21 protein-coding genes are annotated in these 25,234 nt (G+C 72.8%); 8 read left to right on the forward strand and 13 right to left on the reverse strand.

Annotated features, from left to right (window positions below):
* Nucleotides 1-188: 188 nt before the first annotated feature.
* The gene (gene fbaA, locus ACZ58X_RS25365; RefSeq protein WP_470335891.1) at nucleotides 189-1,211 is read right to left on the reverse strand and encodes a class II fructose-bisphosphate aldolase; all 1,023 of its coding nucleotides are present in this window, start codon (nucleotides 1,209-1,211) and stop codon (nucleotides 189-191) included.
* A 413-nt stretch (nucleotides 1,212-1,624) separates the two neighbouring features.
* On the opposite strand from fbaA, the gene ACZ58X_RS25370 reads away from it, so the two are divergent.
* Entirely contained in the window at nucleotides 1,625-2,344 is a 720-nt protein-coding gene (locus ACZ58X_RS25370; RefSeq protein ID WP_470335892.1) for a DedA family protein, read from the forward strand.
* Between the two features lie 122 nt (nucleotides 2,345-2,466).
* On the opposite strand, the gene pyrE is transcribed toward ACZ58X_RS25370, so the two are convergent.
* From pyrE to ACZ58X_RS25400, 6 genes are all read right to left on the reverse strand, one after another.
* Nucleotides 2,467-3,003: an orotate phosphoribosyltransferase gene (pyrE, locus tag ACZ58X_RS25375; protein WP_375882755.1), complete on the reverse strand. Its 537-nt coding sequence runs from the start codon at nucleotides 3,001-3,003 to the stop codon at nucleotides 2,467-2,469.
* Between the two features lie 43 nt (nucleotides 3,004-3,046).
* Nucleotides 3,047-4,132, reverse strand: coding sequence for an SRPBCC family protein (locus ACZ58X_RS25380; protein WP_470335893.1), 1,086 nt, complete (start codon nucleotides 4,130-4,132; stop codon nucleotides 3,047-3,049).
* 237 nt (nucleotides 4,133-4,369) lie between these two features.
* Nucleotides 4,370-6,058, reverse strand: coding sequence for a polyamine aminopropyltransferase (locus tag ACZ58X_RS25385; RefSeq protein WP_470335894.1), 1,689 nt, complete (start codon nucleotides 6,056-6,058; stop codon nucleotides 4,370-4,372).
* Nucleotides 6,059-6,227: 169 nt separating this feature from the next.
* The gene (locus tag ACZ58X_RS25390) at nucleotides 6,228-6,755 is read right to left on the reverse strand and encodes a DUF2617 family protein (RefSeq protein WP_470335895.1); all 528 of its coding nucleotides are present in this window, start codon (nucleotides 6,753-6,755) and stop codon (nucleotides 6,228-6,230) included.
* A 937-nt stretch (nucleotides 6,756-7,692) separates the two neighbouring features.
* On the reverse strand, nucleotides 7,693-8,853 hold the full coding sequence (locus tag ACZ58X_RS25395) for a pyridoxal phosphate-dependent aminotransferase (RefSeq protein WP_470335896.1): 1,161 nt from the start codon (nucleotides 8,851-8,853) through the stop codon (nucleotides 7,693-7,695).
* Between the two features lie 193 nt (nucleotides 8,854-9,046).
* A complete protein-coding gene (locus ACZ58X_RS25400; RefSeq protein ID WP_360227417.1) occupies nucleotides 9,047-9,601 on the reverse strand; it encodes a type III secretion system chaperone family protein in 555 nt (184 codons plus the stop codon).
* Nucleotides 9,602-9,938: 337 nt separating this feature from the next.
* Here ACZ58X_RS25400 and ACZ58X_RS25405 point away from each other — a divergent pair, with 337 nt between their 5' ends.
* Entirely contained in the window at nucleotides 9,939-10,220 is a 282-nt protein-coding gene (locus tag ACZ58X_RS25405; protein ID WP_470335897.1) for a helix-turn-helix domain-containing protein, read from the forward strand.
* 138 nt (nucleotides 10,221-10,358) lie between these two features.
* On the opposite strand, the gene clpB is transcribed toward ACZ58X_RS25405, so the two are convergent.
* Nucleotides 10,359-12,965, reverse strand: a complete 2,607-nt coding sequence (clpB, locus tag ACZ58X_RS25410) for an ATP-dependent chaperone ClpB (RefSeq protein ID WP_470335898.1) — start codon at nucleotides 12,963-12,965, stop codon at nucleotides 10,359-10,361.
* A 207-nt stretch (nucleotides 12,966-13,172) separates the two neighbouring features.
* Nucleotides 13,173-14,105: a LysR family transcriptional regulator gene (locus ACZ58X_RS25415; protein ID WP_470335899.1), complete on the reverse strand. Its 933-nt coding sequence runs from the start codon at nucleotides 14,103-14,105 to the stop codon at nucleotides 13,173-13,175.
* A 70-nt stretch (nucleotides 14,106-14,175) separates the two neighbouring features.
* On the opposite strand from ACZ58X_RS25415, the gene ACZ58X_RS25420 reads away from it, so the two are divergent.
* The 6 genes from ACZ58X_RS25420 to ACZ58X_RS25445 all read left to right on the forward strand — a co-directional run bounded on the left by ACZ58X_RS25420 (nucleotide 14,176) and on the right by ACZ58X_RS25445 (nucleotide 21,061).
* Nucleotides 14,176-15,375 carry a TDT family transporter gene (locus tag ACZ58X_RS25420; RefSeq protein WP_470335900.1) on the forward strand — a complete coding sequence of 400 codons (1,200 nt, stop codon included), beginning with the start codon at nucleotides 14,176-14,178 and terminating at the stop codon, nucleotides 15,373-15,375.
* A 756-nt stretch (nucleotides 15,376-16,131) separates the two neighbouring features.
* Nucleotides 16,132-17,127, forward strand: a complete 996-nt coding sequence (locus tag ACZ58X_RS25425; RefSeq protein WP_470335901.1) for a LuxR C-terminal-related transcriptional regulator — start codon at nucleotides 16,132-16,134, stop codon at nucleotides 17,125-17,127.
* The gene (locus ACZ58X_RS25430; protein WP_470335902.1) at nucleotides 17,117-18,169 is read left to right on the forward strand and encodes a LuxR C-terminal-related transcriptional regulator; all 1,053 of its coding nucleotides are present in this window, start codon (nucleotides 17,117-17,119) and stop codon (nucleotides 18,167-18,169) included. Before ACZ58X_RS25425 ends, ACZ58X_RS25430 begins: the two co-directional genes overlap by 11 nt.
* Nucleotides 18,162-19,139 (forward strand): LuxR C-terminal-related transcriptional regulator, encoded by a 978-nt coding sequence (locus ACZ58X_RS25435; protein ID WP_470335903.1) that lies wholly within the window; start codon nucleotides 18,162-18,164, stop codon nucleotides 19,137-19,139. The genes ACZ58X_RS25430 and ACZ58X_RS25435 overlap by 8 nt, the downstream gene beginning before the upstream one ends.
* The gene (locus ACZ58X_RS25440) at nucleotides 19,132-20,094 is read left to right on the forward strand and encodes a LuxR C-terminal-related transcriptional regulator (RefSeq protein ID WP_470335904.1); all 963 of its coding nucleotides are present in this window, start codon (nucleotides 19,132-19,134) and stop codon (nucleotides 20,092-20,094) included. The genes ACZ58X_RS25435 and ACZ58X_RS25440 overlap by 8 nt, the downstream gene beginning before the upstream one ends.
* Nucleotides 20,087-21,061 carry a LuxR C-terminal-related transcriptional regulator gene (locus ACZ58X_RS25445; RefSeq protein WP_470335905.1) on the forward strand — a complete coding sequence of 325 codons (975 nt, stop codon included), beginning with the start codon at nucleotides 20,087-20,089 and terminating at the stop codon, nucleotides 21,059-21,061. Before ACZ58X_RS25440 ends, ACZ58X_RS25445 begins: the two co-directional genes overlap by 8 nt.
* A gap of 7 nt (nucleotides 21,062-21,068) precedes the next feature.
* Here ACZ58X_RS25445 and ACZ58X_RS25450 read toward each other — a convergent pair whose 3' ends face one another.
* The 4 genes from ACZ58X_RS25450 to dnaJ all read right to left on the reverse strand — a co-directional run bounded on the left by ACZ58X_RS25450 (nucleotide 21,069) and on the right by dnaJ (nucleotide 25,165).
* Nucleotides 21,069-21,686 (reverse strand): hypothetical protein, encoded by a 618-nt coding sequence (locus tag ACZ58X_RS25450; RefSeq protein ID WP_402485000.1) that lies wholly within the window; start codon nucleotides 21,684-21,686, stop codon nucleotides 21,069-21,071.
* A 566-nt stretch (nucleotides 21,687-22,252) separates the two neighbouring features.
* A complete protein-coding gene (locus ACZ58X_RS25455; protein WP_470335906.1) occupies nucleotides 22,253-23,248 on the reverse strand; it encodes a hypothetical protein in 996 nt (331 codons plus the stop codon).
* Nucleotides 23,249-23,448: 200 nt separating this feature from the next.
* Nucleotides 23,449-23,961 carry a heat shock protein transcriptional repressor HspR gene (locus ACZ58X_RS25460; protein ID WP_470335963.1) on the reverse strand — a complete coding sequence of 171 codons (513 nt, stop codon included), beginning with the start codon at nucleotides 23,959-23,961 and terminating at the stop codon, nucleotides 23,449-23,451.
* A 49-nt stretch (nucleotides 23,962-24,010) separates the two neighbouring features.
* Nucleotides 24,011-25,165, reverse strand: a complete 1,155-nt coding sequence (gene dnaJ / locus ACZ58X_RS25465; RefSeq protein ID WP_470335907.1) for a molecular chaperone DnaJ — start codon at nucleotides 25,163-25,165, stop codon at nucleotides 24,011-24,013.
* Nucleotides 25,166-25,234: the final 69 nt, after the last annotated feature.

Raw genomic sequence — 25,234 nt, forward strand, 5'->3', positions numbered from 1 at the left:
CGAGCTGTCGGGACCCCGGACCCGGCGGCAGGGCCCCGGGTCCGACCGTGACCCCGTGACCCCGTGGCCTCTGCGACCGCGTGACCCTGCGACTCCGACGATGTGACCCCGACGACGTGACCGTGCCCCCGGTGGATGATCCACCGGGGGCACTCAGCACTCCTGGCGCCGGTCGGGCCGGCCGCCGGTTACTTCAGGCGCTTGCCGGCCGAGCGCAGCTGCTCGGCGGCCTCGACCACGCGGGCGGCCATGCCGGCCTCGGCCAGCTTGCCCCAGGTGCGGGGGTCGTAGGTGTTCTTCTTGCCGACCTCGCCGTCGACCTTCAGCACGCCGTCGTAGTTGGCGAACATGTGGCCGGCCACCGGGCGGGTGAAGGCGTACTGGGTGTCGGTGTCCAGGTTCATCTTCACGACGCCGTTCTCCAGCGCGGTGGCGATCTCCTCGGCGGACGAGCCCGAGCCGCCGTGGAAGACGAAGTCGAACGGGTCGGTCTTGCCGTACTGCTTGCCGATCGCGTCCTGCAGCTCGCGCAGCAGCTCCGGCTTGAGCACGACGTTGCCCGGCTTGTACACGCCGTGCACGTTGCCGAAGGAGGCGGCCAGCAGGTAGCGGCCCTTCTCGCCCAGGCCCAGCGCCTCGGCGGTGCGCACCGCGTCGTTGACGGTGGTGTACAGCTCGTCGTTGATCTCGTGGGTGACGCCGTCTTCCTCGCCACCGGTCGGGGTGATCTCGACCTCAAGGATGATCTTGGCGGCGGCGGCCACGGCCAGCAGCTCCTGGGCGATCTCCAGGTTGTCGGCGAGGGTCTCGGCCGAGCCGTCCCACATGTGCGACTGGAACAGCGGGTTCTGGCCCTTGGCCACGCGCTCGGCGGAGACCGCTAGCAGCGGGCGGACGTAGCCGTCCAGCTTGTCCTTCGGGCAGTGGTCGGTGTGCAGCGCGACGGTGACGTCGTACTTGGCGGCGACGATGTGGGCGAACTCGGCGAGCGCGACCGCGCCGGTCACCATGTCCTTGCTGTGCTGGCCGCCCAGGAACTCCGCGCCACCGGTCGAGATCTGGATGATGCCGTCGCTCTCGGACTCGGCGAAACCGCGCAGCGCGGCGTGCAGGGTCTGCGACGAGGTGACGTTGATGGCCGGGTAGGCGAACTTGCCCGCCTTGGCCCGGTCCAGCATCTCGTTGTAGACCTCGGGAGTTGCGATGGGCATGCGATCCGCTCCTGTCGGGTTGCGGCGTACGGACGGTGCTGTCCGACGCTGTGTACGCCTTCGTGACGACTCCGTGCCGGCCCGCCGACGCGCGGCGCTGCGGTGTGGCTCTCCGGCACCAAGGTTCGAGGCGACCTCCGCGGTACGGCCATGAGGGTGGTGGGCCGCTGCGGACCGGACGCCGGTGTCATCTTCCCAGACTCGTGCCCGCAGGTCAGCAGGAGCCCGTCTGTCGGGACGTCGTACCGGACGGCTCGGCCGGAACTCGTCGGCGGCTCCGCGCCCGCGCCGCCCGGTCGGTGCTCCCGGTCGCGCCCCGGCCCGCCGTTCCCGGTCGGTGCTCCCGGTCGGTGCTCCCGGTCCGGGGCCTCGGCCGGACGTCACCGGAAAGGTACGCCCGCTATCCTGCGCCCGTGGACTACAACCAGTTGGCCGTCAACGTGCTCGACGCCAAATCCCTGATCTCGTCCCTCGGCGCCATCGGGCTGATCGCGATCATCTTCGCGGAGACCGGCCTGCTGGTCGGCTTCTTCTTCCCGGGTGACTCGCTGCTGATCCTGGCGGGCGTGGCCGCCTCGAACGCGGCCTCCTCGGTCCTCGGCGACGGCGCGAAGCTGCCGATCGCCGTACTGCTCGTGGGCTGCCCGATCGCGGCGATCGCCGGTGCCCAGCTGGGGCACCTGATCGGGGTCAAGGTCGGACCGAGGATGTTCGACAAGCCCGATTCGAAGATCTTCCGCCGCGAGTACGTGGTGAAGGCGGAGGAGTACTTCAACAAGTTCGGCGCGGGCAAGGCCGTGGTGCTGGCCCGCTTCATGCCGATCATCCGGACCTTCCTGAACCCGGTGGCCGGCACCCTGGAGATGCCCGCCAGGACCTTCTTCGTGTGGAACGTCGTCGGCGGCGTGCTCTGGACCGAGTCCATGCTGCTGATCGGCTACTTCTTCGGCGACGCGCTCGCCCCGGTGATCGACAAGTACCTGATCCCGGCCGTGCTGCTGATCGTGCTGCTGTCCATCTCGCCGATCCTGGTCGAGGTCATGCGGGAGCGCCGCAAGAAGAAGGCCGGCATCGTCGAGGCCCCGGCCGGCGACGCGGTGCAGGGCGGCAGCGGGCGGCACCGCCGCGGCTGAGGCCGTACGGCGCACGGCTGCGTTGGCTTCACGGTGCAGCGACGGAGGGCCGGGCCCCGTTCCACGTGGTTTCACGTGAAACAGGGCCCGGCCCTCCGTGCTGCTCGGGGTGCCCGTACGGGTCAGAGACCCAGGTCGTCCAGGTCGTACGCGGTCACGTACTCCAGGCCCTGCTCCGCGATCGCGGCCGCGCCACCGCGCTCGACGATCACCGCGACGCCGACCACCTCGGCGCCCGCCTCGCGCAGCGCCTCGACGGCGGTCAGCACCGAGCCACCGGTGGTGGAGGTGTCCTCGACCGCCAGCACCCGGCGGCCCTTCACCTCGGGGCCCTCGATCCGGCGCTGCAGGCCGTGCGCCTTGCCCGCCTTGCGGACCACGAAGGCGTCCAGCTTCTGCCCGCGCGCGGCGGCGGCGTGCAGCATCGAGGCCGCCACCGGGTCGGCGCCCAGGGTCAGACCGCCGACGGCGTCGTACTCCAGGTGGGAGGTCGCGTCCAGCATCACCCGGCCGACCAGCGGGGCGGCCTCGCCGTCCAGCGTGATCCGGCGCAGGTCGACGTAGTAGTCGGCCTCCTTGCCGGAGGAAAGGGTGACCTTGCCGTGCACGACGGCCTTGTCCTTGATCTGTGCCAGCAGGGCGTCGCGGTCGTTGCTCATGAGCGTTCAGTCTAGGCCCTGACGGCTCTCCGGGCGCTCGCGGCTAGCGCCGGCGCAGTGCCCTGACCAGCACCACGGCGCCGCCCAGCAGGGCCACCGAGCCGCCGATCACCCACGGCACCGCACTGCGGCCGCCCGTACCCGGCACCACGATGCCCCCGGCCTCGCCGCCCCAGCGGGTCGCCGCCCGGGCCCGCGCGCTCCGGGCCGGCAGCGCCGGGGCGTACCGGCCGCGCGGCGGGGCGTGGTCCACCTCCTCGGCCGAACGGCCGACGATGCTGCGGCGGACCGGGCCGGAGAGCTCCGGCTCGTCCTCGTAGGCGAAGAGCGGCTCGACCGGGAGCTCCTCGGCGACCCCGTCCTGCGGGCCGCCGGCGCCGGCCTCGGCGGCGTCGCCGTCGCCGTGCTCGTCGATGTCGTCGACGCCGTCGTTGTCGTCGTCAGCGGTGGAGCCGGTGGGGAGACCGAAACGCTCGGCATCGGCGTCGGAGAAGGCGATCAGGTCGGAGAGGTCGTCGTCCAGGTCGTCGCCGGGCTGGTCCTGGCGGTCCTCGATGAACACCACCTCGGCGTCCGTCCCGATGTCCGTAGTGGCGTCCGTCTCGGTGTCGGCCTCGTCCGCGGGCTCCGATCCGGCCCCGTCCGCGGCCTCCTCGGCGAGCTCCTCGTCGCCCTCGGCCGGGGCGTCCGGTGAGGTGAGCGCGACGGCGAAACGCTCCAGCAGACGGCGGCCGACGGCATCGAGGGTCTCGGCGTCGAACTCGGTCAGCCGACCGGTGGCGCTCAGGTCGCCGGTGAAGCGGAGCGTCGCGGTGCCGTCCTCGGCCCCCTCCGCGACGCTCACCCGGACGGTGGCGGTCGCCTCGCCGCTGCCCCGGGCCTCCTCGCCCTCGGCCAGCACGGTCAGCACACCGCCCCGGCCCTCGATCAGCGACAGCACGCCCTTGTAGGTGATCGTGGAGCCGCCGATCCGCAGTTTCAGCCGCCCGCCGATCTCCTCGGCCGGCCCGGCCCCGACCGCCGCCGGCTCGGTGCTCAGTCCCGGCACGCTCCGCGCCAGCAGCGCCGGATCCTGCAAGGCCTGCCGCACCAGCTCTGCGGACATCGGGACGACAACCTCATGCTCCATGCCACGGAGCCTACCGACTGGGCCCCGCCCGGTCCCCACCCACCACCGCCCGACTTTCCCCGGGCCGCCCCCGGCCGCCCGGGCCCCGCCCCCGCCTGTGCGCGGCGGGCGCCGCTGCGCGCGCGGTCGGCCCGTTCGGGCCGGGTCGGCCCGGCATTCCCGGGGCCCTGCCGGGCGGTCGGGCGGGCGGGCGCCGCCCGCGGCACCGGCCCGCGCCCCGGGGCGCCCGTCGCCGGGTCAGCGTGGCGCCAGGAGGGTGAGGGGGGCCGGGGGGCGGGGTGGGCGGAGGGCGGTGAGGCGGGTGGTCGAGGTGTGGAGGGTGTCGGGGGTGAGGGCGCGGGGCGGTGGGGCGTCGGGGGCGAGGGTGAGCGGGGGCGGGGTGGCGGCGGCGAGCAGGAAGTCCTGGGCGGTGTCCGGCGGGCCCGGGCGGCAGTCGGCGGTGGCGCTGCCGTCGACCGCGTACGGGGTGGTCCGCAGCCCGACTGCGCGGAGGCCGGACTCGATCTGCCAGAGGCCGTTCCCGCCGTTCCCGGCGTTCCCGCCATCCGCGCCGTCCGGGCCGTTCCCGCCGTTCCCGCCGTCCCCGCCGGCGCGGACGGCGATCCGGCCGCCGGGGGCCAGCAGCCGGGCGGCGAGGCCGTAGAACTCCTGGGAGTGGAACTTGACCGGGCCGCCGTCCGAGGGTGCGGGCAGGTCGGCGAGGACCACGTCGTACTCCTCGTCGGGCGCGCCGCGCAGCCAGGCCAGCGGGTCGGCGGCGGTGGTGCGGACCCTGGGGTCGTCCAGGGAGTGGCCGTCGAGGGCGGCGAGGCCGGGGTCGGTGCGGGCGAGCCGGGGGAGGGCCGGGTCGGCGTCGACGAGGCGGACGGAGCGGACGCCGCGGTGCCGCAGCACCTCCCGCAGGGCGAGGCCGTCGCCGCCGCCGAGCAGCAGGACCCGGCTGTCGGGGCCGGCGGCCATGGCGGGGTGGACGAGGCCTTCGCTGCCCCGGTACTCGTCGGGCCCGCAGACCGCGAGCCGTCCGTCGAGGTAGAGCCGGAGCGGGCCTTCGGCGGGGCCGGTGAGCACGATCTCCTGGTACCGGCTGCGGACGGCGTAGCGGACCTGGTCGCCGTAGAGGGCGTGCCGGGCGGCGCGTTCGATCGGGTCGGAGCCGATGGCGGCCGCGGCGAGCAGGGCGAGGACGAGGGTGCAGCCGGCCCAGAGCAGCCGTCGTATCCGGGGGGCGGGTTCCTCGCGGAAGAGCCAGAGCACCACGGCGGCCCCGGCAACGGCGTTGACCGCCCCGGTGAGCAGGGCGCCGTCGCCGGGGCCGAGCAGGGGGAGAATCAGGAACGGGAAGGCGAGGCCGCCGATCAGCGCGCCCACGTAGTCGGCGGCGAAGAGGTCGGCGACGGCGCGTCCGGCGTCCTCGCGCCGGATGCGTTGGATGAGGGTCATCAGCAGGGGGATCTCGGCGCCGATGAGGATGCCGATGAGGCAGGTGAGGGCGACCATCGCGGCCTGGTAGCGGCCGATCCAGGCCCAGCAGGAGTACAGGGCGAGGACGGAGAGCCCGCCGGTGAGGGCGAGGGCGCACTCGACGAGGGCGAAGGCGGTCGCGGGGCGGCCGGTGAGGCGTTTGGCGAGCAGGGAGCCGAGGCCCATCGCGAAGACCATGACGGAGAGCACCACGGAGGTCTGGGTGACGGTGTCCCCGAGCAGGTAGTCGCCGAGCGCCACGAGTTCGAGTTCGTAGACGAGTCCGCAGGCCGCGCAGACGAACGCGGCCAGCAGGACGGTCAGCCGGGCGAGCCGGGGTCGGGAGCGCAGCCGGGAGCGACGGCGGGCGGGCAGGGGGGTGAGGCTTCGCCCGGGCCGGGGTGGGGTGCCGTCGTCGAGGTCCACTCGCGGGCGTGCGGGCGGACCGGCCGGATGGTTGATCACGAACAAACGCTAGGGGACGTGCGGGACGGATCGCTGCGCCCATCCGACGGACAGCGGGAGCCCTCGGATTGACGAATCGTTCCTGCGTACGATTCGTAGGCCTGTGCCGGGTGGCATATGACCGGTTCGGTGCTGCCGGACGGGCTCCTGGTGCCCGGCGGGTGGGCTGTCACGGCCCCGGCACCACCAGCGAGGAACGGGTGCAGACCAGCCGCCCCTCCTGCGGGTAGGCGTGCCAGGTCCGCCAGAGCAGTCGGTCGGTGCCGCCCTGGGTGACCAGGGCGGTGAAGGCGCTCGGGTCGCCCGGGAAGACCCCGGCCAGGCCGCGCGGGTGCCCCTCGACCAGGGCCAGCAGCTCCTGGGCGCGGGCCGCGAAGTCGTGCGGGGGCAGGGCCTCGATGCGGGCGGCGAACTCGTACTCCCAGCCGCCGACCTGCTTGGCCACCCGGGCGGGCAGCGGGGTGCGGCGGCCGGGCATGCAGGCGACGGTCTCCAGGCAGTCTCCGGGGCCGGCCGAGATCACCACCTGGTGCGAGGCGCCCAGCAGCCGCAGCTGGAGGGTGTCGGAGGTTCCGGGGCGGCCGCCGTCGAGTCTCAGGTCGCGGACGGCGAGAGCGGGCAGCGGGTCGCCGCCGAGGCACCAGGCCAGGTCACCGGCGCGGGTGTCCGTGTAGGAGGTCTGCAGTGTGGTGAGCATGCTCGGCTCCGCGTTTCAGCTCCGTGCGCGCCCGCCGAGCAGCAGCGAGTAGGCCTAGGCGATGGCGAGGCTGTTCGTGGCTGTGCGGCCCTGGGCGCGGCCGACCGTGGAAGGAAGGATTCCGGCTGGAGATTCAGCAGCAGAGAAGCATGAATACGCCGGGTCCGTCGGTGATTTACCCAACTTTGTCAAGCATTCACCGTTTCGAGCACACCTGCTTCCCGGCTCTGATCGACCCGGTGTGCGACTCTGCACAGCGCGCGCCCCTGCCACCGGCCTGTGCGCCGTGTGCGCCGGTTGTGCGCTCTTCACGCGCATCGTGCGCCGCCGCCCGCCACGAGCGGGGTGCGGGCGGGTCTCCGGGTGTGCCCGGCAGGCCGTGGGTCCTGCCTGACGGGCAGCAAAGGAGCATGCCATCCAGGGGAGTTGGGGTCGAATCGACACCTCCGCCGGGCCAGAATTGGTCCCGTCCAAGGGGGGCGCGCAAAGCCAGACGCGCGCCGTGCGCGCGCAACGGACTCCCGGAACCCCCTGCTCCCCTTGCACAAACCGCTCTCCGTCGGGCTAGGCGGGGCCGCGCAGGCCGGGCACCGACCGGGCGCCGATCGGGCGGGGCCGCGGAGCGGCGCCGTCGATGGCTCAACTCCGTTATGGGGCGGGCGTGTTCATCGCTCGCGGCGGCCCGGGGCACGACCTGGCGTGCGGCCGGACGGCAGTGCGGACGGGAGCAGGGGTGACGAGCCCGCGGCGACGGCCCCGGCCGCGGAGGAACGGCGGAGCGGAAGGGTATTCCGTCGCCCGGCATTCCGCACTTCGTGACCGGTTTTGTCACCGGTGAGGACGTCGGCGGCTTCTTCCGGTTCTTCCGGATTCCGCACGGCACCGAAACGGCATCTGAACGGCACCGAATTCGCCGCCGACGTCGACGGGCGGTCGCTCAGAGCCGCCGCAGGCGGTCGACGGCCTCCTGGAGGACCTCGTCCTTCTTGCAGAAGGTGAACCGGACCAGGCTGCGGCCGGCGTCCGGGTCGTCGTAGAAGACGGCGTTGGGGATGGCGACGACACCGCAGCGGTCCGGGAGGGCGCGGCAGAAAACGACGCCGTCCTTCTCGCCGAGCGGGGTGATGTCGGTGGTGACGAAGTACGTGCCCTCGGGGGTGAAGGCGCGGAAGCCGGCCGTGGTGAGGCCGTCGAGCAGCAGGTCGCGCTTGCGGCGCAGGTCGGTGCGCAGGGTGTCGAAGTAGCCGTCGGGCAGGCGCAGGGCCTCGGCGACGGCGTACTGGAAGGGGCCGGCGCTGACGTAGGTGAGGTACTGCTTGGCGGTGCGCACGGCGGCGACCAGGGCGGGGCTCGCGGTGACCCAGCCGACCTTCCAGCCGGTGAAGGAGAAGGTCTTGCCGGCCGAGGAGATCGAGACGGTGCGCTCGCGCATGCCGGGCAGGGCGGCGAGGGGGTGGTGAGTGGCGCCGAAGACCAGGTGCTCGTAGACCTCGTCGGTGACCACCAGCAGGTCGTGCTCGATCGCGAGGGCGGCGATGCCGGCCAGCTCCTCGGCGGTGAGGACGGTGCCGGTGGGGTTGTGCGGGGTGTTGATGAGCAGCAGGCGGGTGCGCGGGGTGATCAGGGCACGCAGTTCGTCCAGGTCGGGGCGGAAGTGCGGGGCCCGGAGGGTGAGCGGACGGCGGACGGCACCGGCCATCGCGATGCAGGCCGCGTAGGAGTCGTAGAACGGTTCGAAGGCGATCACCTCGTCGCCGGGCTCCAGCAGCGCCAGCAGGGCGGCGGCGATGGCCTCGGTGGCGCCGGCGGTGACCAGCACCTCGGTGTCGGGGTCGTACCCGAGGCCGTGGAACCGCTGCTGGTGCTCGGCGATCGCAGCCCGCAGCTCCGGGATGCCGGGGCCGGGCGGGTACTGGTTGCCGCGGCCCTCGCGCAGGGCCCGGACGGCCGCCTCGCGGACCTCCTCGGGCCCGTCGGTGTCGGGGAAGCCCTGGCCGAGGTTGATCGAGCCGGTGGCCGTGGCCAGGGCGGACATCTCGGCGAAGATCGTCGTCCCCATCCCGGCCAGTCGGCGGTTCAGCAGCGGCCTGGTACCCATCGGTGGCTCCTCACGGCTCGTCGTCAGGGCCATCCTGGGGCAGCCGGGGGCCCGGGACAAGGACGGGCCGGCGGCCGGAAGGGCCAGGGGTGGGCTCGGGTGGGCTCGGGTGGGCCCGGGGAGGGTACGGGAACGGCCCGGCCCCCGGCGTCTGCCGGGGGCCGGGCCGCAGGGGTGCGCGCCGGGGCCGGGATCAGGCCTCCTCGCCGTCCTCGCTGCCGCCGTCCTCGCCCTCGATCTCGTTCTGCAGGCCGAGGCGCTCGACGATCCACTGCTCGAAGCCGACCGCGGCCTGGGTCCAGTTCGCGGTGGTGGTGACGAAGTAGTCCAGGTTGACGCCGGTGCCGACGATCATCTGGACCTCGCCGATCAGGCGGACCACGCCGTCCTCGTGGGTGTGGGTGTACACCTTGGGCCAGAGGGTCTCGCGGTTCCACTCGTCGATCAGGTCGAGGATCTCGCCCTTCTTCTCCAGCGGGTACGCGCGGTCGTAGAAGGCACGGACCGCGAAGAGCTCCTTCTGCTCGCCGCGGAACATGTAGTAGACGCGGAAACCCTCCCAGGGGGCGGTGAGGTCGCCCTCCTCGTCCACGACGTGCTTGAGCTGCATCTGGTCGAGCAGCTGGGCGACCAGGGCCTGGTCCGGGACGACGATCGGCGGCGGGCCGGCCGGTCGGCCACCCTGGCCACCGGGCTGGCCGCCCTGGGGCACGCCGAACGACGGGATGGACGACGGGTCGATGCTCATGGGGGGTCCTCATTCCTCAGTGCACGTGGTGGCCGGCAATGAGAGGCCGCCCTTTCCACCTCCCATCCTGCCTCATCCGGGGCTCCGCTCACAGGGGCGGCGGGGGGCGCGTCGATCTTCGTACCGGGGGGTCCGGCGGCCTCCGTCACGCACGGTGCCCGGGGTCCGGCGGCCCCGTCGCACGCCCGGCGCGCGCGTGAGCCAAGTCACGCGCCCGGCGCCCGGGTTCGCCTGCCGTGCGGGCCGGATGCGGTTAGCGTGCGACGGAACTGGCCCGGGGCAAAGGCCTTTCCCCCCGGGCGAGTTGAGACGTTTTGGACCGAAGGGGGGAACGGGGATGGAGCGTACGGTGACGGGGGAGGGCGCCTCGCTCGGGGCGTTGCTGCGGAACATCCGGCTGGACCGGGGGATGACGCAGGAGCAGTTGGGGGAGGCGTCGGGGCTGAGCGTGCGGTCGATCCGCGACCTGGAGCGGGGGGTGTCCTGCCCGCGGGTGTCCACCCTGCGGCTGCTCACCCAGACCTGGAGCCTCCCGGAGTCCCAGGGCGCCGAGCTGCACCGGATGGCCCGCGCCTGGCGGGACCGCGTGCGGCGGGAGCAGCGGGCCTCGGAGGGCTGAGCGGGTGCCCGGCGGCCGGCCCCCTCGCGCGGGCGAGGGGGCCGGCCGTGGGCGGTGCTGCCGCCGCCCGGGGCGGGCCGGTGACGGGAGGGGCGGGGCCGGTGACGGGAGGGCCCGGCGTCGGTGGCGACCCGGTCGCTACTTCTCCAGCGGGCCCCGGCCGCGGACCGTGAGCCGGTCGCCCTCCTCGTCCCGCTCGACCAGCACGGTGTCCCCGTCGTGCACCTGGCCGGAGAGGATCGCCCGGGCGAGCTGGTCGCCGATCGCGGACTGCACCAGCCGGCGCAGCGGGCGGGCGCCGTACGCCGGGTCGTACCCGGTCAGCGCCAGCCAGTCGCGGGCCGCCGCGGAGACCTCCAGGGTGAGCCGCCGCTCGCGCAGCCGCTCGCCGAGGCGTGCCACCTGGAGGTCGACGATCCGGCTGAGCTCGGCGGTGCCCAGCGGGTCGAAGACCACGATGTCGTCCAGCCGGTTGAGGAACTCCGGCTTGAACGCGGCCCGGACGGAGTCCAGCACCAGGGCCTTCTTCCGGTCCTCCGGGGTGGTCGGGTCGACCAGGTAGTGCGAGCCCAGGTTGGAGGTGAGGATCAGGATCGCGTTGCGGAAGTCCACCGTGCGGCCCTGGCCGTCGGTGAGCCGGCCGTCGTCCAGCACCTGGAGCAGCACGTCGAAGACCTCGGGGTGCGCCTTCTCCACCTCGTCCAGCAGCACCACGCTGTACGGGCGGCGCCGGACCGCCTCGGTGAGCTGGCCGCCCTCCTCGTAGCCGACGTACCCGGGCGGGGCGCCGACCAGACGGGAGACCGAGTGCTTCTCGCCGTACTCGCTCATGTCGATCCGGACCATCGCCCGCTCGTCGTCGAACAGGAAGTCGGCCAGGGCCTTGGCGAGTTCGGTCTTGCCGACGCCCGTCGGGCCGAGGAACAGGAAGGAGCCGGTCGGGCGGTCCGGGTCGGCGATGCCCGAGCGGGTGCGCCGCACCGCGTCCGAGACGGCCTGCACGGCCTCCGCCTGGCCGATCAGGCGGCGGCCCAACTCCTCCTCCATGCGCAGGAGTTTCGCGCTCTCGCCCTCCAGCAGCCGGCCGGCCGGGATGCCCGTCCAGGAGGCGACCACGTCGGCCACGTCGTCCGGGCCGACCTCCTCCTTGACCATCGAGGCGGAGGCGTCCTGGTCGGCCGCGCGCTCCTGGGCCTCGGTGAGCTCCGTCTCGGCAGCCGGGATCTCGGCGTACATCAGCTTGGACGCCCGCTCGAAGTCCCCGTCGCGCTGGGCCCGTTCGAGCGCGCCGTGCAGGCCCTCCAGCCGCTCCTTGAGCTCGCCGACCCGGTTGAGGCTCTTCTTCTCCTGCTCCCAGCGCGCCGTCAGCGCGCTCAACTGCTCGTTCTTGTCGGCCAGATCGCGCCGCAGCCGGGCCAGGCGGTCGACCGAGGCAGGGTCCGACTCCTTCTCCAGGGCCAGCTCCTCCATCCGCAACCGGTCGACGGAGCGCTGGAGTTCGTCGATCTCGACCGGGGAGGAGTCGATCTCCATCCGGAGCCGCGAGGCCGCCTCGTCGACCAGGTCGATCGCCTTGTCGGGCAGGAAGCGGGAGGTGATGTAGCGGTTGGACAGGGTCGCCGCGGCGACCAGGGCGGCGTCCGAGATCTGCACCTTGTGGTGCGCCTCGTACCGGCCCTTGAGGCCGCGCAGGATGGCGATCGAGTCCTCCACGCTGGGCTCGCCGACCAGCACCTGCTGGAAGCGGCGCTCCAGGGCCGGGTCCTTCTCGATCCGCTCGCGGTACTCGTCCAGCGTGGTGGCGCCGACCATCCGCAGCTCGCCGCGGGCCAGCATCGGCTTGAGCATGTTGCCCGCGTCCATCGCGGAGTCGCCGCCGGCGCCCGCGCCGACCATGGTGTGCAGCTCGTCGATGAACGTGACGACCTGGCCGTCGGAGGACTTGATGTCGTTCAGGACGGCCTTCAACCGCTCCTCGAACTCGCCGCGGAACTTGGCGCCGGCCACCATCGCGCTGAGGTCCAGCGCGACCAGCCGCTTGCCGCGCAGCGACTCCGGAACGTCACCGGCCACGATCCGCTGGGCCAGGCCCTCGACCACGGCCGTCTTGCCGACGCCGGGCTCGCCGATCAGCACCGGGTTGTTCTTCGTCCGGCGGGAGAGCACCTGGACCACCCGGCGGATCTCGTGGTCCCGGCCGATCACCGGGTCGAGCTTGCCGTCCCGGGCGGCCTGGGTGAGGTCGGTGCCGTACTTCTCCAGGGCCTTGTAGGTGCCCTCCGGATCCGGCGACGTCACCCGGCCGCTGCCGCGGACGTCCTTGAAGGCGGCGAGCAGCGCCTTGGGCGTCGCGCCCTGCTGCGCCAGAAGCTCGGCGACGGCCCCGCCCTCGGCGGCCAGGCCGACCATCAGGTGCTCGGTGGAGACGTACTGGTCGTCCAGGTCGTCCGCGCGCCGGCCGGCCTCGGTGAGCACGGCGAGGGTGTCCCGGGCCAGCTGCGGGGCGGAGACCGTCGAGCCCGTCGCGCTGGGCAGCGCCGTCAGCTGGCGGCGCGCCTCGGCGTCGACCCGGGCGGGGTTCGCCCCGACCGCCTCCAGCAGGGGTCGGGCGATGCCCTCGGGCTGCTCCAGCAGGGCGATCAGGATGTGCACCGGCCTGACGTCCGGGTTGCCTGCGGCGCCCGCCTGCCGGATCGCGGCGGACAGGGCGTCCTGGGTCTTGGTGGTGAACTTGCTCGCGTCCACTGCTGGGGGATCCTCCCTCGTCGTCCTTCACTACTGCTAGATACAGCATGCACTAACTTGAGTGTATTCCGCTCAACTTTTCGGCGAAGGCTTTTCGGGGCCGGAGTCGCCGGCCGCTGGTCCGTGCCGGAGCCGGGGCTCGCTGCCGGGGCTCGGTGCCCGGGGCTCGGGGTCGCGGCTCGGGGTCGCGGCCGGGGCCCGCCGGTTTCAGGCCTTCCGCCGCAGGTGCTGGCGGACGCTCCGCCGGGTCAGGCCCAGCAGCTCCCGGGCCGGCCCGCCCGGTCGCTGCCCGGCCGGCCACACCGCGCGCAGCGGCCGCCGCAGGTCCAGCTCCTCCGCCAGCGGCACCTCGACCAGCCGCCGGGTGGCCAGCTCCTCCACCACCGCCAGCTCGCTCAGGCAGACCGGCCCCGCCCCGGTCATCGCCGCCCCCTTCAACGCCGTGGACGAGGCCAGCTCCATCCGGGGCTGCACGGCACCCCCGTACGGCGCCAGCGCCGCCTCCAGCACCTCCCGGGTGCCCGAGCCGGGCTCACGCAGCACCAGCGGGGTGGCCGCCAGCTCCGCCCCGGTCAGCGGGGTGCGGCGGCGCGCCCAGCGGTGGCCGGGCGCCACCACGACCACCAGCCGGTCCGCCGCCACCACCGCGCCGGCCAGCCCGGGCGGGGTGGTCGGACCCTCGACGAAGCCGAGGTCGGCGTCCCCGGCCAGCACGTGCCCGGCGACCTCCGCCGAGTTCGCCGTCCGCAGCGTCACCGCCGTCCCCGGACTGGCCTCGGACAGCGCCAGCAGCCAGCCCGGCATCAGGTACTCGGCGACGGTCAGACTGGCCACCACCCGCAGCTTGGCGTCCCGCCGCTCGCGCAGCGCGTCGATCCCGGCGTCCAGCGCCTGCGCCGCCTCCACCACCTGGCGGGCCCACTCGACCACCAGCCGGCCCGCCTCGGTCGGCCGGCTGCCCCGGGGCGAGCGCTCCAGCAGCGGGACGCCGATCTGCCGCTCCATGCCCTTGATCCGGGCGCTCGCGGTCGGCTGGCTCACGCCCAGCTCGGCCGCGGCCCGGCCGACGCTGCCCAGCCGGGCCACCGCGAGCAGCAGTTCCAGGGCGCCGAGTTCGGGGACGTGCGGAGAGAGGGGCATAGGTTCAGGCTATGCCCTCATAGAACCCGCGGCGCTACCGGCGGCCCGGCCGCTCGGCGACGGTGGAACCATGTCCACCTCGGCCGATGTCCGCCCGCTCACCAGCCCCGCCGCTCCTGCCCGCTCCTCCGAGCAGCCCCGGCCGTCCCGTCCCCCGCGCCCTTCCGGTCCCTCCCGCGGCCCCCGGTCCATCCGGTCGTTCCGGCTCTCCCGCCTCGACCTGGCCCAGCTCGGCCCCAACTGGTACGCCGCCGTGATGGGCACCGCGATCGTGGCCAACGGCGCCGCCGCGCTGCCGGTCCACCTGCCCGGGCTGATCGGCTTCGGCGAGGTGATGTGGGCGCTCGGCGTGGCGGCCCTGGTGCTGCTGGCCGGCGCCCGCCTGGTGCACCTCACCCGGCACCGCGAGGCCGCCCGCACCCAGCTGCTGGACAACCCGGCCACCGCCGTCTTCTACGGCTGCCCGCCGATGGCCCTGCTGGCGGTCGGCCTCGGCACCCTGCTGCTCGGCTCCCGGGTCATCGGCACCGGCCCCGCCGTCGCCCTGGACGCCGTGCTCTGGGGCGTCGGCACGCTCTACGCGCTGACCGTCGCGGCCGGCATCCCGTACCTGATGATCACCCGGCACCGGGTGTCCGCCCTGGAGGCCAACCCGACCTGGCTGCTGCCCGTGGTCGCCCCGCTGGTCGCCTCCGCCTGCGGCCCCGCCCTCGTCCCCCACCTGCCCGCCGGAACGCCGCAGGAGGCCATGCTGTACGGCTGCTGGGCGCTGTTCGGGATCGGCCTGCTGGCCACCCTGGTGCTGCTGCCCGTGGTGTTCACCGGCCTGTTCCACAGCAAGCTGCCCACTCTGGTGCTCACCCCCGCGCTGTTCCTGGTGCTCGGCCCGCTCGGCCAGTCCGTCACCGCGATCCACCAACTCGCCGACGCGGCCCGCCCGGTGCTGCCCGGGCTGGCGCCCGTCCTGCTGCCGCTGGCCGAGCTGTACGGGGTCGCCGTGATCGGCGTCGCGATGCTCTGGCTGGCCGTCGCGCTGGCCGCCAACCTGCGCGCCCGGCGGGCCGGGATGCCGTTCGCGATGACCTGGTGGGCGTTCACCTTCCCGGTCGGCACCTGCGTCACCGGCGCCTCCGCGCTCGCCCGGCACACCGGCTTCGGCGGCTTCACCGGGCTCTCCGTCGGGCTCTACCTGCTGCTCGGCACCGCCTGGGTGCTCGCCGCGACCGGCACGGCCACCGGGCTGCTGCGCGGACGGCTGCTGGCGCGCTGAGCCGGGGCGCCCCGCTCGGTGCCGCCGGTCGGCCGGGGACCGCCGCGGTCCCGGCCCCCGGCCCCCGGCCGACTGCGCCGCCCCCCGGCCGACCGACCGCCCCCGCGCCGATCGCGCCGCGGCCGGTGCGGGCTGAGCTGGGACGACCCGCGCGGCGGCCGCCCGCGCTCAGGAGCACGCCGCCGTTGCAGGAACGCGCACCTGCACGATGACGGTGCACAGCCAATCGCTGCGTGCCGCCCCTACCCCCCGCTGGCCTCGGCCTTTACCGGAATCCCGGCCCCCGCCCGCGATCCCGGACCCGCTGCGGGATGCAGATAACTGCAATTGCGCGAACCTGCACTCGGACGGCACTTGTCCACCGGCCGTCACGCTGTGAAGGTGGAGGTACGCCAGGTCGTCCGGGCACCGCAGTCCGATGGTGGCGACAGCTCTTCAGAACTGACCACGAGTGCAACGTCCCGCACGCGTGGAACGGGGGGGAAGAGCCCCGGCCGGGATCCATGTGTGGTGATGGAGCCCGAACCGGTACCGGCGAGGCGTTGCTGCTCCGCCTCGACGGAATCGCCCTGACCTGGCGTACCGATGGCGGCCCCCGGGACCCCGTGTGCGACGGCACCCGGACCCGGGGGTCCGCCGTCCGACCGGTAGCGTGAGACGCGCCCGGCCACCGTGCCCACGGACCGCGCAACCCGCGGCCCCGCGCGCACGGACGGGACAGGCAAGGGGAGAGGCGTCCGGCAGGGAGAGTACGACGTGACGGCGGAACCGGCGGTCGCGCCGCACCAGGCGGTACCCGAGGGCGAGGAACCCGACGAGGCCGCCCGACAGCTCTACCTCGCGGTCATCGCCGAAGGCGGCCGCATCCCGTTCGCCGACATCACCGACGCCGACCGGGCCGCACTGCGGCAGCTCCTCGACATCGGCCTGGTCATGGTCAACCGGATGGACCGCTGCTACACCGCCGTCAGCCCGCGCTCCGTCAGCGACCGGGTGGGCGCCGAACTCCGCAGCGAGGCAACCCGGTTGCTGGTCCGCGCCGAGAACCTCCCCGGCGCCCTCGACGGCCTCACCCGCGCCTACGACGCGATGCCCCGCCCGTCCGGCACCTCCGGCGGCGCGGTCTACGTCGAGGGTCACGTCCACATCCGCCAGCGGATCTCCCAACTGGTCTCCGACTGCCGCTCCGAGGTCCTCACCGCCCAACCCGGCCACCGCCCCGCCGACACCCTCCAGGTCGCCCTCGACCAGGACGTCCAACTCCTCCAGCGCGGCTGCTCCCTGCGCACCGTCTACCAGCCCGTCGCCCTCGTCGAACCGGCCGCCCTCGCCTACGCCGAGAAGGTCACCCGGTACGGCTCGCAGATCCGGGTCCTCGACGAACCCTTCCAGCGCCTGATCGTCTTCGACCGCAGCGTCGCCGTCATCTCCGCCAACGACGACAACAGCACCGCCGCGTTCATCAGCGACCCGGCCACCCTCGCCTTCCTGATCGGCGGCTTCGAACGCGACTGGGCCCGCGCCGACACCGCCGAGGCCGCCGCCGCCCTCGGCCAGGGCCCCGCCCGCACCATCCCCGACCGGGTCGGCCGGCTGCTCGCCCGCGGCCTCACCCAGCGCGCCGTCGCCACCCGGCTCGGCCTCAGCGAACGCACCGTCGCCGGCCACATCTCCCGCCTGCGCGACCGGTACGGCGCCCAGACCCTCTTCCAGCTCGGCTGGCTGATGAGAGGCGCCCGCGATGACCGATGAGCCCGGCCCGGTCGAACGCGCCCTCTACCTCGCCGTCGTCCGCGCCGGCGGCCGGCTGCGCCCCGAGGACCTCGCCCCCGCCGACCGCGCCACCGTCGCGGCCCTCGTCGCCCGCGGGCTCCTCACCCCGACCGCCACCGGCTACACCGCCGCCAACCCGCGCGCCCTCGGCGACCGGCTCGGCACCGAACTCCGCCTCCGGGCCACCCGCCTGCTGGTGCACGCCGAGCGGCTGCCGGCGGCCCTCCAGCCGCTCTCCCACGCCTACGAGGCGCTGCACCGGCCGTCCGGCGGCGAGGGGGAGGGGGCCGTCGACGACGCTCGGCCCGACGGGGTCGGGGTCGGGGTCGGGGTCGGGGTCGGGGTCGGGGTCGGGGTCGGGAGCGGGAGCGGTGTCGGAGCCGGTGCCCGTGCCGGTGCCGGTGCCGGTGCCGGTGTCGATGCCGCCGCCGTCCGCCAGTGCATCTCCGAACTCCTCGCCGAGTGCAAGGAGGAGTTCCTCGCCGCCCGACCCGGCCACCACTCCGCCGAGGCCCTCCAGACCAGCCTCGCCCAGGACCTCGCCCTGCTCCGGCGCGGCCGCTCGATGCGCACCCTCCACCAGCCCGGCGCCCTCGACGACCCCGCCACCCTGCGCCAGGTCGCCCTCCGCAGCGGCGAGGGCGCCGAGGCCCGGGTACTCGCCGAACCGTACGAGCGGATGCTGGTCTTCGACCGCTCGGTGGCCGTCATCCCCGCCGTCGAGGACCGCAGCCGCGCCACCGTCGTCACCGACCGCACCACCGTCGCCTACCTGGTCGCCCAGTTCGAACGCGACTGGGCCCGCGCCACCCCCGCCGACCGCAACCTCGGCGCCCCCCACCCCACCACCGTCCGCATCGGCCGTCTGCTCGCCCGCGGCCTCACCCAACGCGCCGTCGCCACCCGGCTCGGCCTCAGCGAACGCACCGTCGCCGCCCACATCGCCCGCCTCCGCGAGCGCTACGGCGCCCAGACCCTCTTCCACCTCGGCTGGCACCTCCGCGGGGAACGCCATGGCTGACCCCACCGCCCTCCTCGCCGCCGCCCTCCCGGACGCCGCCGCCCGCGCCCTCTACCTCGCCGTCCTGCGCGAGGGCGGCCGCATCCGGGCCGCCGAGGTCGGCCCGGGCGACCGGGAGGCGCTCGGGCGGCTGGTGGAACTCGGGCTGCTGGTGCCGCAGTTGCAGGACGCCTCGTACAGCGCGGTGGACCCCCGGTCGGCCGCCGAGCGGATCGGCGCCGACATCCGCAGGGCCGGCGCCCGGCTCCTGGTCGAGGCGGACCAGATCCCCGAGCAGCTGCGCGACCTCACCCATGCCTACGACACCGCACCGCGCCGGGAGCCGGGCCTGAGCCGGGCCCGCGTCATCACCGGCAAGGCCGAGATCCGGCACGAAGTCGAGCAACTGACCCAGGAGTTGGCCGGCGAAGTCCTGAGCGCCCAGCCCGGCGTCGTGCGCGACGCCGACCAGCTCGCCGAATCCCTCGTCCGCACTCGCCGCTACCTCGAACGCGGCGGCGCCGTCCGATGTCTGTTCGAGCTCGGTGCCCGCACCGACCCCGGGGCGGTGGCGTACGCAGCGGCGGCCACCGGGCCGGGCTGCGCGATCCGGGTGCTCGACCGTCCGTTCAAGCGCTTCCTGGTCTTCGACCGGACCGTTGCCGTCATCCCCGCGGACCCTGACCTCAACAGCGCCGCCGTGGTCGACGACCCGGCGACGGTGGCCTTCGTCGTCGAGGCCTTCGAGCAGCTGTGGCAGCGCTCCGCCAGTGTCGACTGGGCGTCCCTGGACGGCGGCGCACCGGAGTCGGACCTCTGTGACCAGATCGCCCGCCTCCTGACCCAGGGCCTCACCCAGCGGTCGGTCGCCACCCGCATGGGCCTGAGCGAGCGCACCGTGGCCGGTCACATCGCCCGGCTGCGTGAGGTGTACGACGCGGAGACGCTGTTCCAGCTCGGCTGGCAGATGAGGGGAGCCCGCGATGCCTGAGTCGGTACTCGACCTGCCCGATGCCGCCGGGCGCGAGCTGTACCGGGCGATCCTGGCCGAAGGCGGCCGGATCCGTGTCGGTGAGGTCCGTCCTGAGGACGCAGCCGCCGTCCAACAGCTCGCTGACCTCGGTCTGCTCGTCCTCCGTACCGCCGACGGCACCTACAGCGCGGTGAACCCCCGTGCCGTAGGCGAGCGCATCGGTGCGGACCTGCGGGAGGAGAGTGCCCGCCTCCTCGCCCGTGCTGCTGCCGTCCCGGACCTGTTGGACGACCTGACCCAGGCCTACGACGTGGCTCCTCGCCGGATGGATCCGGTTGGCGGGGTCCGGCGGGTGGTCGGTATGCCGGAGATCCGGCACTTGATCTCGCAGCTGGTCAGGGACTACCCGCACGAGGCGTTGTGCGCCCAGCCCGGCGGGGCCCGCCCGCCGGAGCACATGGACGACTCGTTGAAGCAGAGCCGGCGCTACATCGAAGCGGGTGGATCCATCCGCACCACCTTTGAGCCCTCGGTCTGCTCCGATCCGCCGACCGTCGGGTTCGCGCTGGAGTCGACCCGGATCGGCGCTCCGATCCGGGTGTTGGAGGGCTCGTTCACCCGGACCCTGATCTTCGACCGCACCGTGGCCATGATTCCTGCGGCTTCCGACAACACGGTCGTCGCCCTGGTGGACGACCCGGCGATGGTCGCCTACCTGGTCGGGGTCTTCGAGCAGCAGTGGGCGCAGGCACTGGTCGTGGATTGGGCGGCACTGGCAGCGGGCAGTTCACCGGCCGCCCACGAGCAGGTGGGTCGCCTGCTCGCCAGGGGTCTCACACAGCGGGCGATCGCCAGTCGGATGGGCCTGAGCGAACGGACCGTGGCCGGTCACATCGCCCGGCTGCGTGAGGTGTACGACGCGGAGACGCTGTTCCAGCTCGGCTGGCAGATGAGGGGAGCCCGCGATGCCTGAGTCGGTACTCGACCTGCCCGATGCCGCCGCGCGCGAGCTGTACCGGGCGATCCTGGCCGAAGGCGGCCGGATCCGTGTCGGTGAGGTCCGTCCCGAGGACAAGGCCGCCGTGAACCAACTCGCCGACCTCGGTCTGCTCGTCCTCCGTACCGCCGACGGCACCTACAGCGCGGTGAACCCCCGTGCCGTAGGCGAGCGCATCGGTGCGGACCTGCGGGAGGAGAGTGCCCGCCTCCTCGCCCGTGCTGCTGCCGTCCCGGACCTGTTGGACGACCTGACCCAGGCCTACGACACCGCGCCCCGTCGCGCCGATCCCGTCGGCGGGGTCCGGCGGGTGGTCGGTATGCCGGAGATCCGGCACCTGATCTCGCAGCTGGTCAAGGACTACCCGCACGAGGCCCTCGCGGCCCAGCCCGGCGGGCCCCGTCCCCACGACCACATGCAGGACTCGCTCGACCACAGCCGCCGCTACGTCGAAGCGGGCGGGGCGATGTTCACCGTCTTCGAACCGTCGGCCTGCTCCGATCCACGGACGGTCGAGTACGCGCTGCACTCCACTCAGGCCGGCGCCCCGATCCGGCTGCTGGAGGGGCCCTTCACCAAGACGCTGATCTTCGACCGCACCGTGGCCGTGATCCCGGCCACCCTCGACCACACGGTTGCCGCCGTGGTCGAGGACGCCGCGATGGTCGCCTACCTGGTGGGGGTCTTCGAGCAGCAGTGGCAGCACGCCCAGGCCGTGGACTGGGAGTCACTCGCAGCCGGTTCCGCCCCGATCGCCCACGAGCAGGTGGGTCGCCTGCTCGCCAGGGGTCTCACGCAGCGGGCGATCGCTACCCGTATGGGCCTGAGCGAACGGACCGTGGCCGGTCACATCGCCCGGCTGCGTAAGGTGTACGACGCGGAGACCCTGTTCCAGCTCGGCTGGCAGATGCGGGGAGCCCGGACGGGGGAGTCCGGTGGGTGAGCTCTGCTCAGCCGGTGGCGGCGCCGGTCGGCCAGTAGCCGGGGGTGGCGGTCTGCTGTCGGGGGACGTTGAAGCGGTCGCCGGGGGCGGTCCAGAAGCCCTCGCGGAGGGAGAGCGCCATGCCGGCCCAGTCGAGGGCGGTCTCCACGGTGTGGTGGAGGGCCTCCTGGGACCAGGTGTCGTCGAAGACCAGCGGCAGGACGGGGGCGACCTGCTCGATGGTGGCGATCAGCGGGTTGTGGGTGATGGCCTCGTCGACGAGCAGGACGATCGGCTTCCGCAGCGCCGACGCCCAACCGAGTTCGAGGCTGACGCCGGCCGAGAGCGGGGCACCGACGTAGGCGAACACCAGGTCCGCGGACTGGAGCGCGCGGAAGTCGGAGGGGACCCGGGGCTCGGGCGCCCGACCGGCGACGGTCCAGGCGTCGCTGTGGTGCGCGCTGTACACGGCGGCACCGCTGCGGAGGAGGGTGGTGCGGAGCGTCGTCAGCCGCGTCCGGCTGGCGAGCGTCACCACGCTGTCCGCGGGGCCGGTCAGCCGCATCAGCGGCGCGGCCAGGAACACACGTGCACGCCGACCCTCAGGGGCCTGGCTGTCGTTGTGACGCAGGTAGGGCTCGGTCATGTCGACTCCGGGGGAAGGCCGACCGGGTAGGAACGTGGTGCCGGTGGGCGCTGAGGACAGTGGTTATCGCTGCAAAGATCTGGGATAGGTTTGTGCCGATATTTGACGGTACATCGGCAAGTTTCCTATCTCTGCCGGACCGTTGACAGCGAACTGATCGTCTATCAGTGCACGTGGTTGCGTCCAGCGATCCGCCCTGTCATCTGGATGCCTGGCAGAGAGATGACGCTCTGGGCGATGGAGGGGAGATGACACGCTTGTGGAAGTGCGGCATCATGTGGACGCTAGTGCTATTGGTCCAGCTTGCAGAGTCCGAGAGTAGGAGGGTGGGTCCGTGTCTGTGCGTCGACTCGTCCGCAAGGCATCACTTCCAATCCTCATCGGTATGGCAGTGCTGGTTGGTGTCTTCATTTCGTCGGGCGATGGGCACGTTGCGACGGCTACTAGTGCAGCGGTGACCGTTGCTGATGACCTGCACTGGGGCTGATCTCATTGGCGTGAGATGAATGTGGCCGAGCTGAGTGGCGGCCTATGGGGCAGTTGCCGCGGCGATATTTTTCGTTATCTCAGTCTGTTCCTGGTTTCAGTGATCGGCCAAGCGCATAGCCGAGCTGAAAGAGGGAGTCGACGTTGTATTCTTCCCTCATCTCGGCAATGTGACGAGCCAGGGTGCGTTCGCTGATTCCAAGCCGTCGCGCGATCACTCTGTGGTTGGTTCCAGCGAGCATGAGGTCGATTATTGTCTGCCGGAGTCGCGATACCACTTGCTGGGGTACGGTGCGGTCACCATCGAATTCTAGCGCCCTGCTCCAGCTTCGTTCAAAAACTTCCTCGATCAGGAAATTGATAACGGCCGGATCGTAGATGAAAGCGGCCAGACTGTCATCTGGCCCTACAGGGATCACGGCTACTCGTCGATCCACGATGATTAGCCTGGCATATGGCTCGTCAAGGGTTCTGAACTGCCACCCTTCCCTGGTCAACTGCGCTACATAGTCGCGGGTCGCTTGGTGGTAGCGGGTGCTTGCGTTGTAAATAGTCCGCATGGACGCGCCGTGGCGAAGAATCTCCAGATCACGCTCGAGAAATGACGAGAGCATTTCAGCGGGCCGAGGGCCACCTGGTTGCATGGAAAGGCCCTCCATGACTCCGGCAGCCGCCGACTGCTGAAGTCGCTGATTAATCAGGGCCTTCCCGTGTACGTATTCGATTGATCCCCCGGCCGTGTCTGGCGCGTGGAAAGCCTCAGCCAGTTCGATGAGATCGGTCGGTAGCGTTACGGCCTTTGAGAGCAAGTCGAGTGCTTGTCGCTGCCATGTAGAACTCAGGCTGTTGGCAAGCTGTGTTGGATCCACTGCGAGCAATGCACCCGGTTCGTCGCTGTCGGGTATGAGGAGCCCGAGCTCCAGCAATTCGTCAAGGGCGGGGACGCTGGTGGGTGGGCACGCAGATCGAACGAGGCGACCGCTTTCGTTCACGGCCTGCAGATAGAGCTTTCGGGCGTCATCGGACAGGATGCGTGAAGCGCCTGGTACCGCCCCTGCGTGTTCTCGCCCACTCATCTGCGGCTCCTTGTGTTGACCGGAAGTAGTCAACGTGACTGTCGTCCTCTGCAACAAGGATCTTAGGTTGCAAATACCGGATACCTTGTCGTGCAGATCGACTGTGCTTGCCAATACAGCACTCTCTCACCGCAACGCAGCCGCCGGCACCCCCCGAACAGGAGGGAGCCGGCGGCTGGTGGCGCGGTGCGGGTCCCGGGTCAGCGCTTGGGGCGCCAGACGACGAGGGCGCTGGACTGGGGGGTGGGGGGCTGGTAGGGGACGAGGTCGCGGCGGTAGGAGGCGTGGACGGCGGCCTCGCGCTGCTGGAGGGCGGTGGCGGCGCCTTCGAGGGAGTCGACCAGTTCGGTGATGCGCGACTGGAGGGCGCTGACCTGGTTCTCCAGCTCGATGATCCGCTTGATGCCGGCCAGGTTGATGCCCTCGTCCTGGGAGAGCCGCTGGACCTCGCGCAGCTGCTGGATGTCCCGGGCGGAGTAGCGGCGGCCGCGGCCGGCGGTGCGGTCGGGGCAGACCAGGCCGAGGCGGTCGTACTGGCGCAGGGTCTGCGGGTGGAGGCCGGAGAGTTCGGCGGCGACCGAGATGACGTACACCGGGGTGTCCTCGGTGAGGACGTACTGCGGCGCGGCCGCGGCGCGGCGGGGGCGGCCGCCGGCGGGGTTGCCGGGGAGGCCTTCACCGAGGCCCGGGCCGATCGGGCCGTTGGAGGCCATCGGGTCCATCGGGTTCGTCGGGTTCATCGGGTTCGGGGACATCTGGTCGTCACGCTCCCTTCGCCGCCCGGAAGAGAGCGGCTCGTGGGTCGTCGGAGGCGGTGGCCTCGCGGTACTGCTCCAGGGCGTCCAGCGCGTCGCCGTCGACGTGCTGGGGGACGACGACCTCGACGGTGACGAGGAGGTCGCCGCGGGTGCCGTCCTTGCGGGTGGCGCCCTTGCCGCGGGCGCGCATGGTGAGGCCGTTGGCGCTGCCCGGGGGGAGCTTGAGCTTCACGGCGGGGCCGTTCAGCGTGGGCACCTCGATGGTGGCGCCGAGGGCGGCCTCGGGGAAGGTGACCGGGACGGTGACGGTGAGGTTGTCGCCCTTGCGCCCGAACACCGGGTGGGGGTCGACGTGCACGGTGACGTAGAGGTCACCGGGCTGGCCGCCGCGTTCGCCCTGGGCGCCCTTGCCCTTGAGTCGGATCCGCTGGTCGGCCTGGACGCCGGCCGGGATGCGGACCTGCATGGTGCGGGCGGAGCTGGCCCGGCCGCTGCCGTGGCAGTCGGGGCACGGGTCGTCGACGATCATGCCCCGGCCGCGGCAGTCCTTGCAGGGCTCGGAGAGCGCGAAGGCGCCCTGGCCGCGGCTGACGGTGCCGGCGCCGACGCAGGTCGGGCAGACCCGGGGGGTGGTGCCGCTCTTGGCGCCGGTGCCGTTGCAGAGCCGGCAGGGGGCCTGGCTGGTCATCCGCAGCGGGACGGTCGCGCCGTCGACGGCCTCCTCGAAGGAGAGCGTCACCTCGGTCTCGACGTCGGCGCCGCGCCGGGGCTGGGCCTGCCGGGCGCCGCCGCGGTTGAAGAGGCCGCCGAAGACGTCGCCGAGGCCGCCGCCACCGCCGCCCTGGTTGCCGTTGAAGAGGTCGCCGAAGTCGAAGCCGTAGCTGCCGGCGCCGCCGGGGCCGCCGGTGCGGAAGCCGCCGTTGGCGAAGAGGCTGCGGGCCTCGTCGTACTCCTTGCGGCGCTTCTCGTCGGAGAGGACGTCGTACGCCTCGGAGATGTCCTTGAAGCGCTCCTCGGCCTTGGCGTCGCCCTTGTTCGCGTCCGGGTGGAACTCGCGCGCCAGCTTGCGGTAGGTCTTCTTGATCTCGGTGGCGGTGGCGTCCTTGGGCACGCCGAGGACCTTGTAGTAGTCCTTCTCGACAAAGTCCTTGCCGCTCATGCGCCCACCTCGCTCCGCCCGGAAGCCGCTGAGCGGTTCACGCACTCCTCGATGGTTCGCTCGCTGTGC

The organism is Kitasatospora sp. NPDC040550 (assembly GCF_055594965.1).

What these genes read in the sequence shown, in the direction of transcription:
- fbaA (WP_470335891.1), bottom strand. Translation starts at nt 1,211, where the DNA reads ATGCCCATCGCAACTCCCGAGGTCTACAACGAGATGCTGGACCGGGCC.
- pyrE (WP_375882755.1), bottom strand. Translation starts at nt 3,003, where the DNA reads ATGAGCAACGACCGCGACGCCCTGCTGGCACAGATCAAGGACAAGGCC.
- ACZ58X_RS25380 (WP_470335893.1), bottom strand. Translation starts at nt 4,132, where the DNA reads ATGGAGCATGAGGTTGTCGTCCCGATGTCCGCAGAGCTGGTGCGGCAG.
- ACZ58X_RS25390 (WP_470335895.1), bottom strand. Translation starts at nt 6,755, where the DNA reads ATGCTCACCACACTGCAGACCTCCTACACGGACACCCGCGCCGGTGAC.
- ACZ58X_RS25395 (WP_470335896.1), bottom strand. Translation starts at nt 8,853, where the DNA reads ATGGGTACCAGGCCGCTGCTGAACCGCCGACTGGCCGGGATGGGGACG.
- ACZ58X_RS25400 (WP_360227417.1), bottom strand. Translation starts at nt 9,601, where the DNA reads ATGAGCATCGACCCGTCGTCCATCCCGTCGTTCGGCGTGCCCCAGGGC.
- ACZ58X_RS25405 (WP_470335897.1), top strand. Translation starts at nt 9,939, where the DNA reads ATGGAGCGTACGGTGACGGGGGAGGGCGCCTCGCTCGGGGCGTTGCTG.
- ACZ58X_RS25415 (WP_470335899.1), bottom strand. Translation starts at nt 14,105, where the DNA reads ATGCCCCTCTCTCCGCACGTCCCCGAACTCGGCGCCCTGGAACTGCTG.
- ACZ58X_RS25420 (WP_470335900.1), top strand. Translation starts at nt 14,176, where the DNA reads ATGTCCACCTCGGCCGATGTCCGCCCGCTCACCAGCCCCGCCGCTCCT.
- ACZ58X_RS25430 (WP_470335902.1), top strand. Translation starts at nt 17,117, where the DNA reads ATGACCGATGAGCCCGGCCCGGTCGAACGCGCCCTCTACCTCGCCGTC.
- ACZ58X_RS25435 (WP_470335903.1), top strand. Translation starts at nt 18,162, where the DNA reads ATGGCTGACCCCACCGCCCTCCTCGCCGCCGCCCTCCCGGACGCCGCC.
- ACZ58X_RS25440 (WP_470335904.1), top strand. Translation starts at nt 19,132, where the DNA reads ATGCCTGAGTCGGTACTCGACCTGCCCGATGCCGCCGGGCGCGAGCTG.
- ACZ58X_RS25445 (WP_470335905.1), top strand. Translation starts at nt 20,087, where the DNA reads ATGCCTGAGTCGGTACTCGACCTGCCCGATGCCGCCGCGCGCGAGCTG.
- ACZ58X_RS25450 (WP_402485000.1), bottom strand. Translation starts at nt 21,686, where the DNA reads ATGACCGAGCCCTACCTGCGTCACAACGACAGCCAGGCCCCTGAGGGT.
- ACZ58X_RS25455 (WP_470335906.1), bottom strand. Translation starts at nt 23,248, where the DNA reads ATGAGTGGGCGAGAACACGCAGGGGCGGTACCAGGCGCTTCACGCATC.
- ACZ58X_RS25460 (WP_470335963.1), bottom strand. Translation starts at nt 23,961, where the DNA reads ATGGCCTCCAACGGCCCGATCGGCCCGGGCCTCGGTGAAGGCCTCCCC.
- dnaJ (WP_470335907.1), bottom strand. Translation starts at nt 25,165, where the DNA reads ATGAGCGGCAAGGACTTTGTCGAGAAGGACTACTACAAGGTCCTCGGC.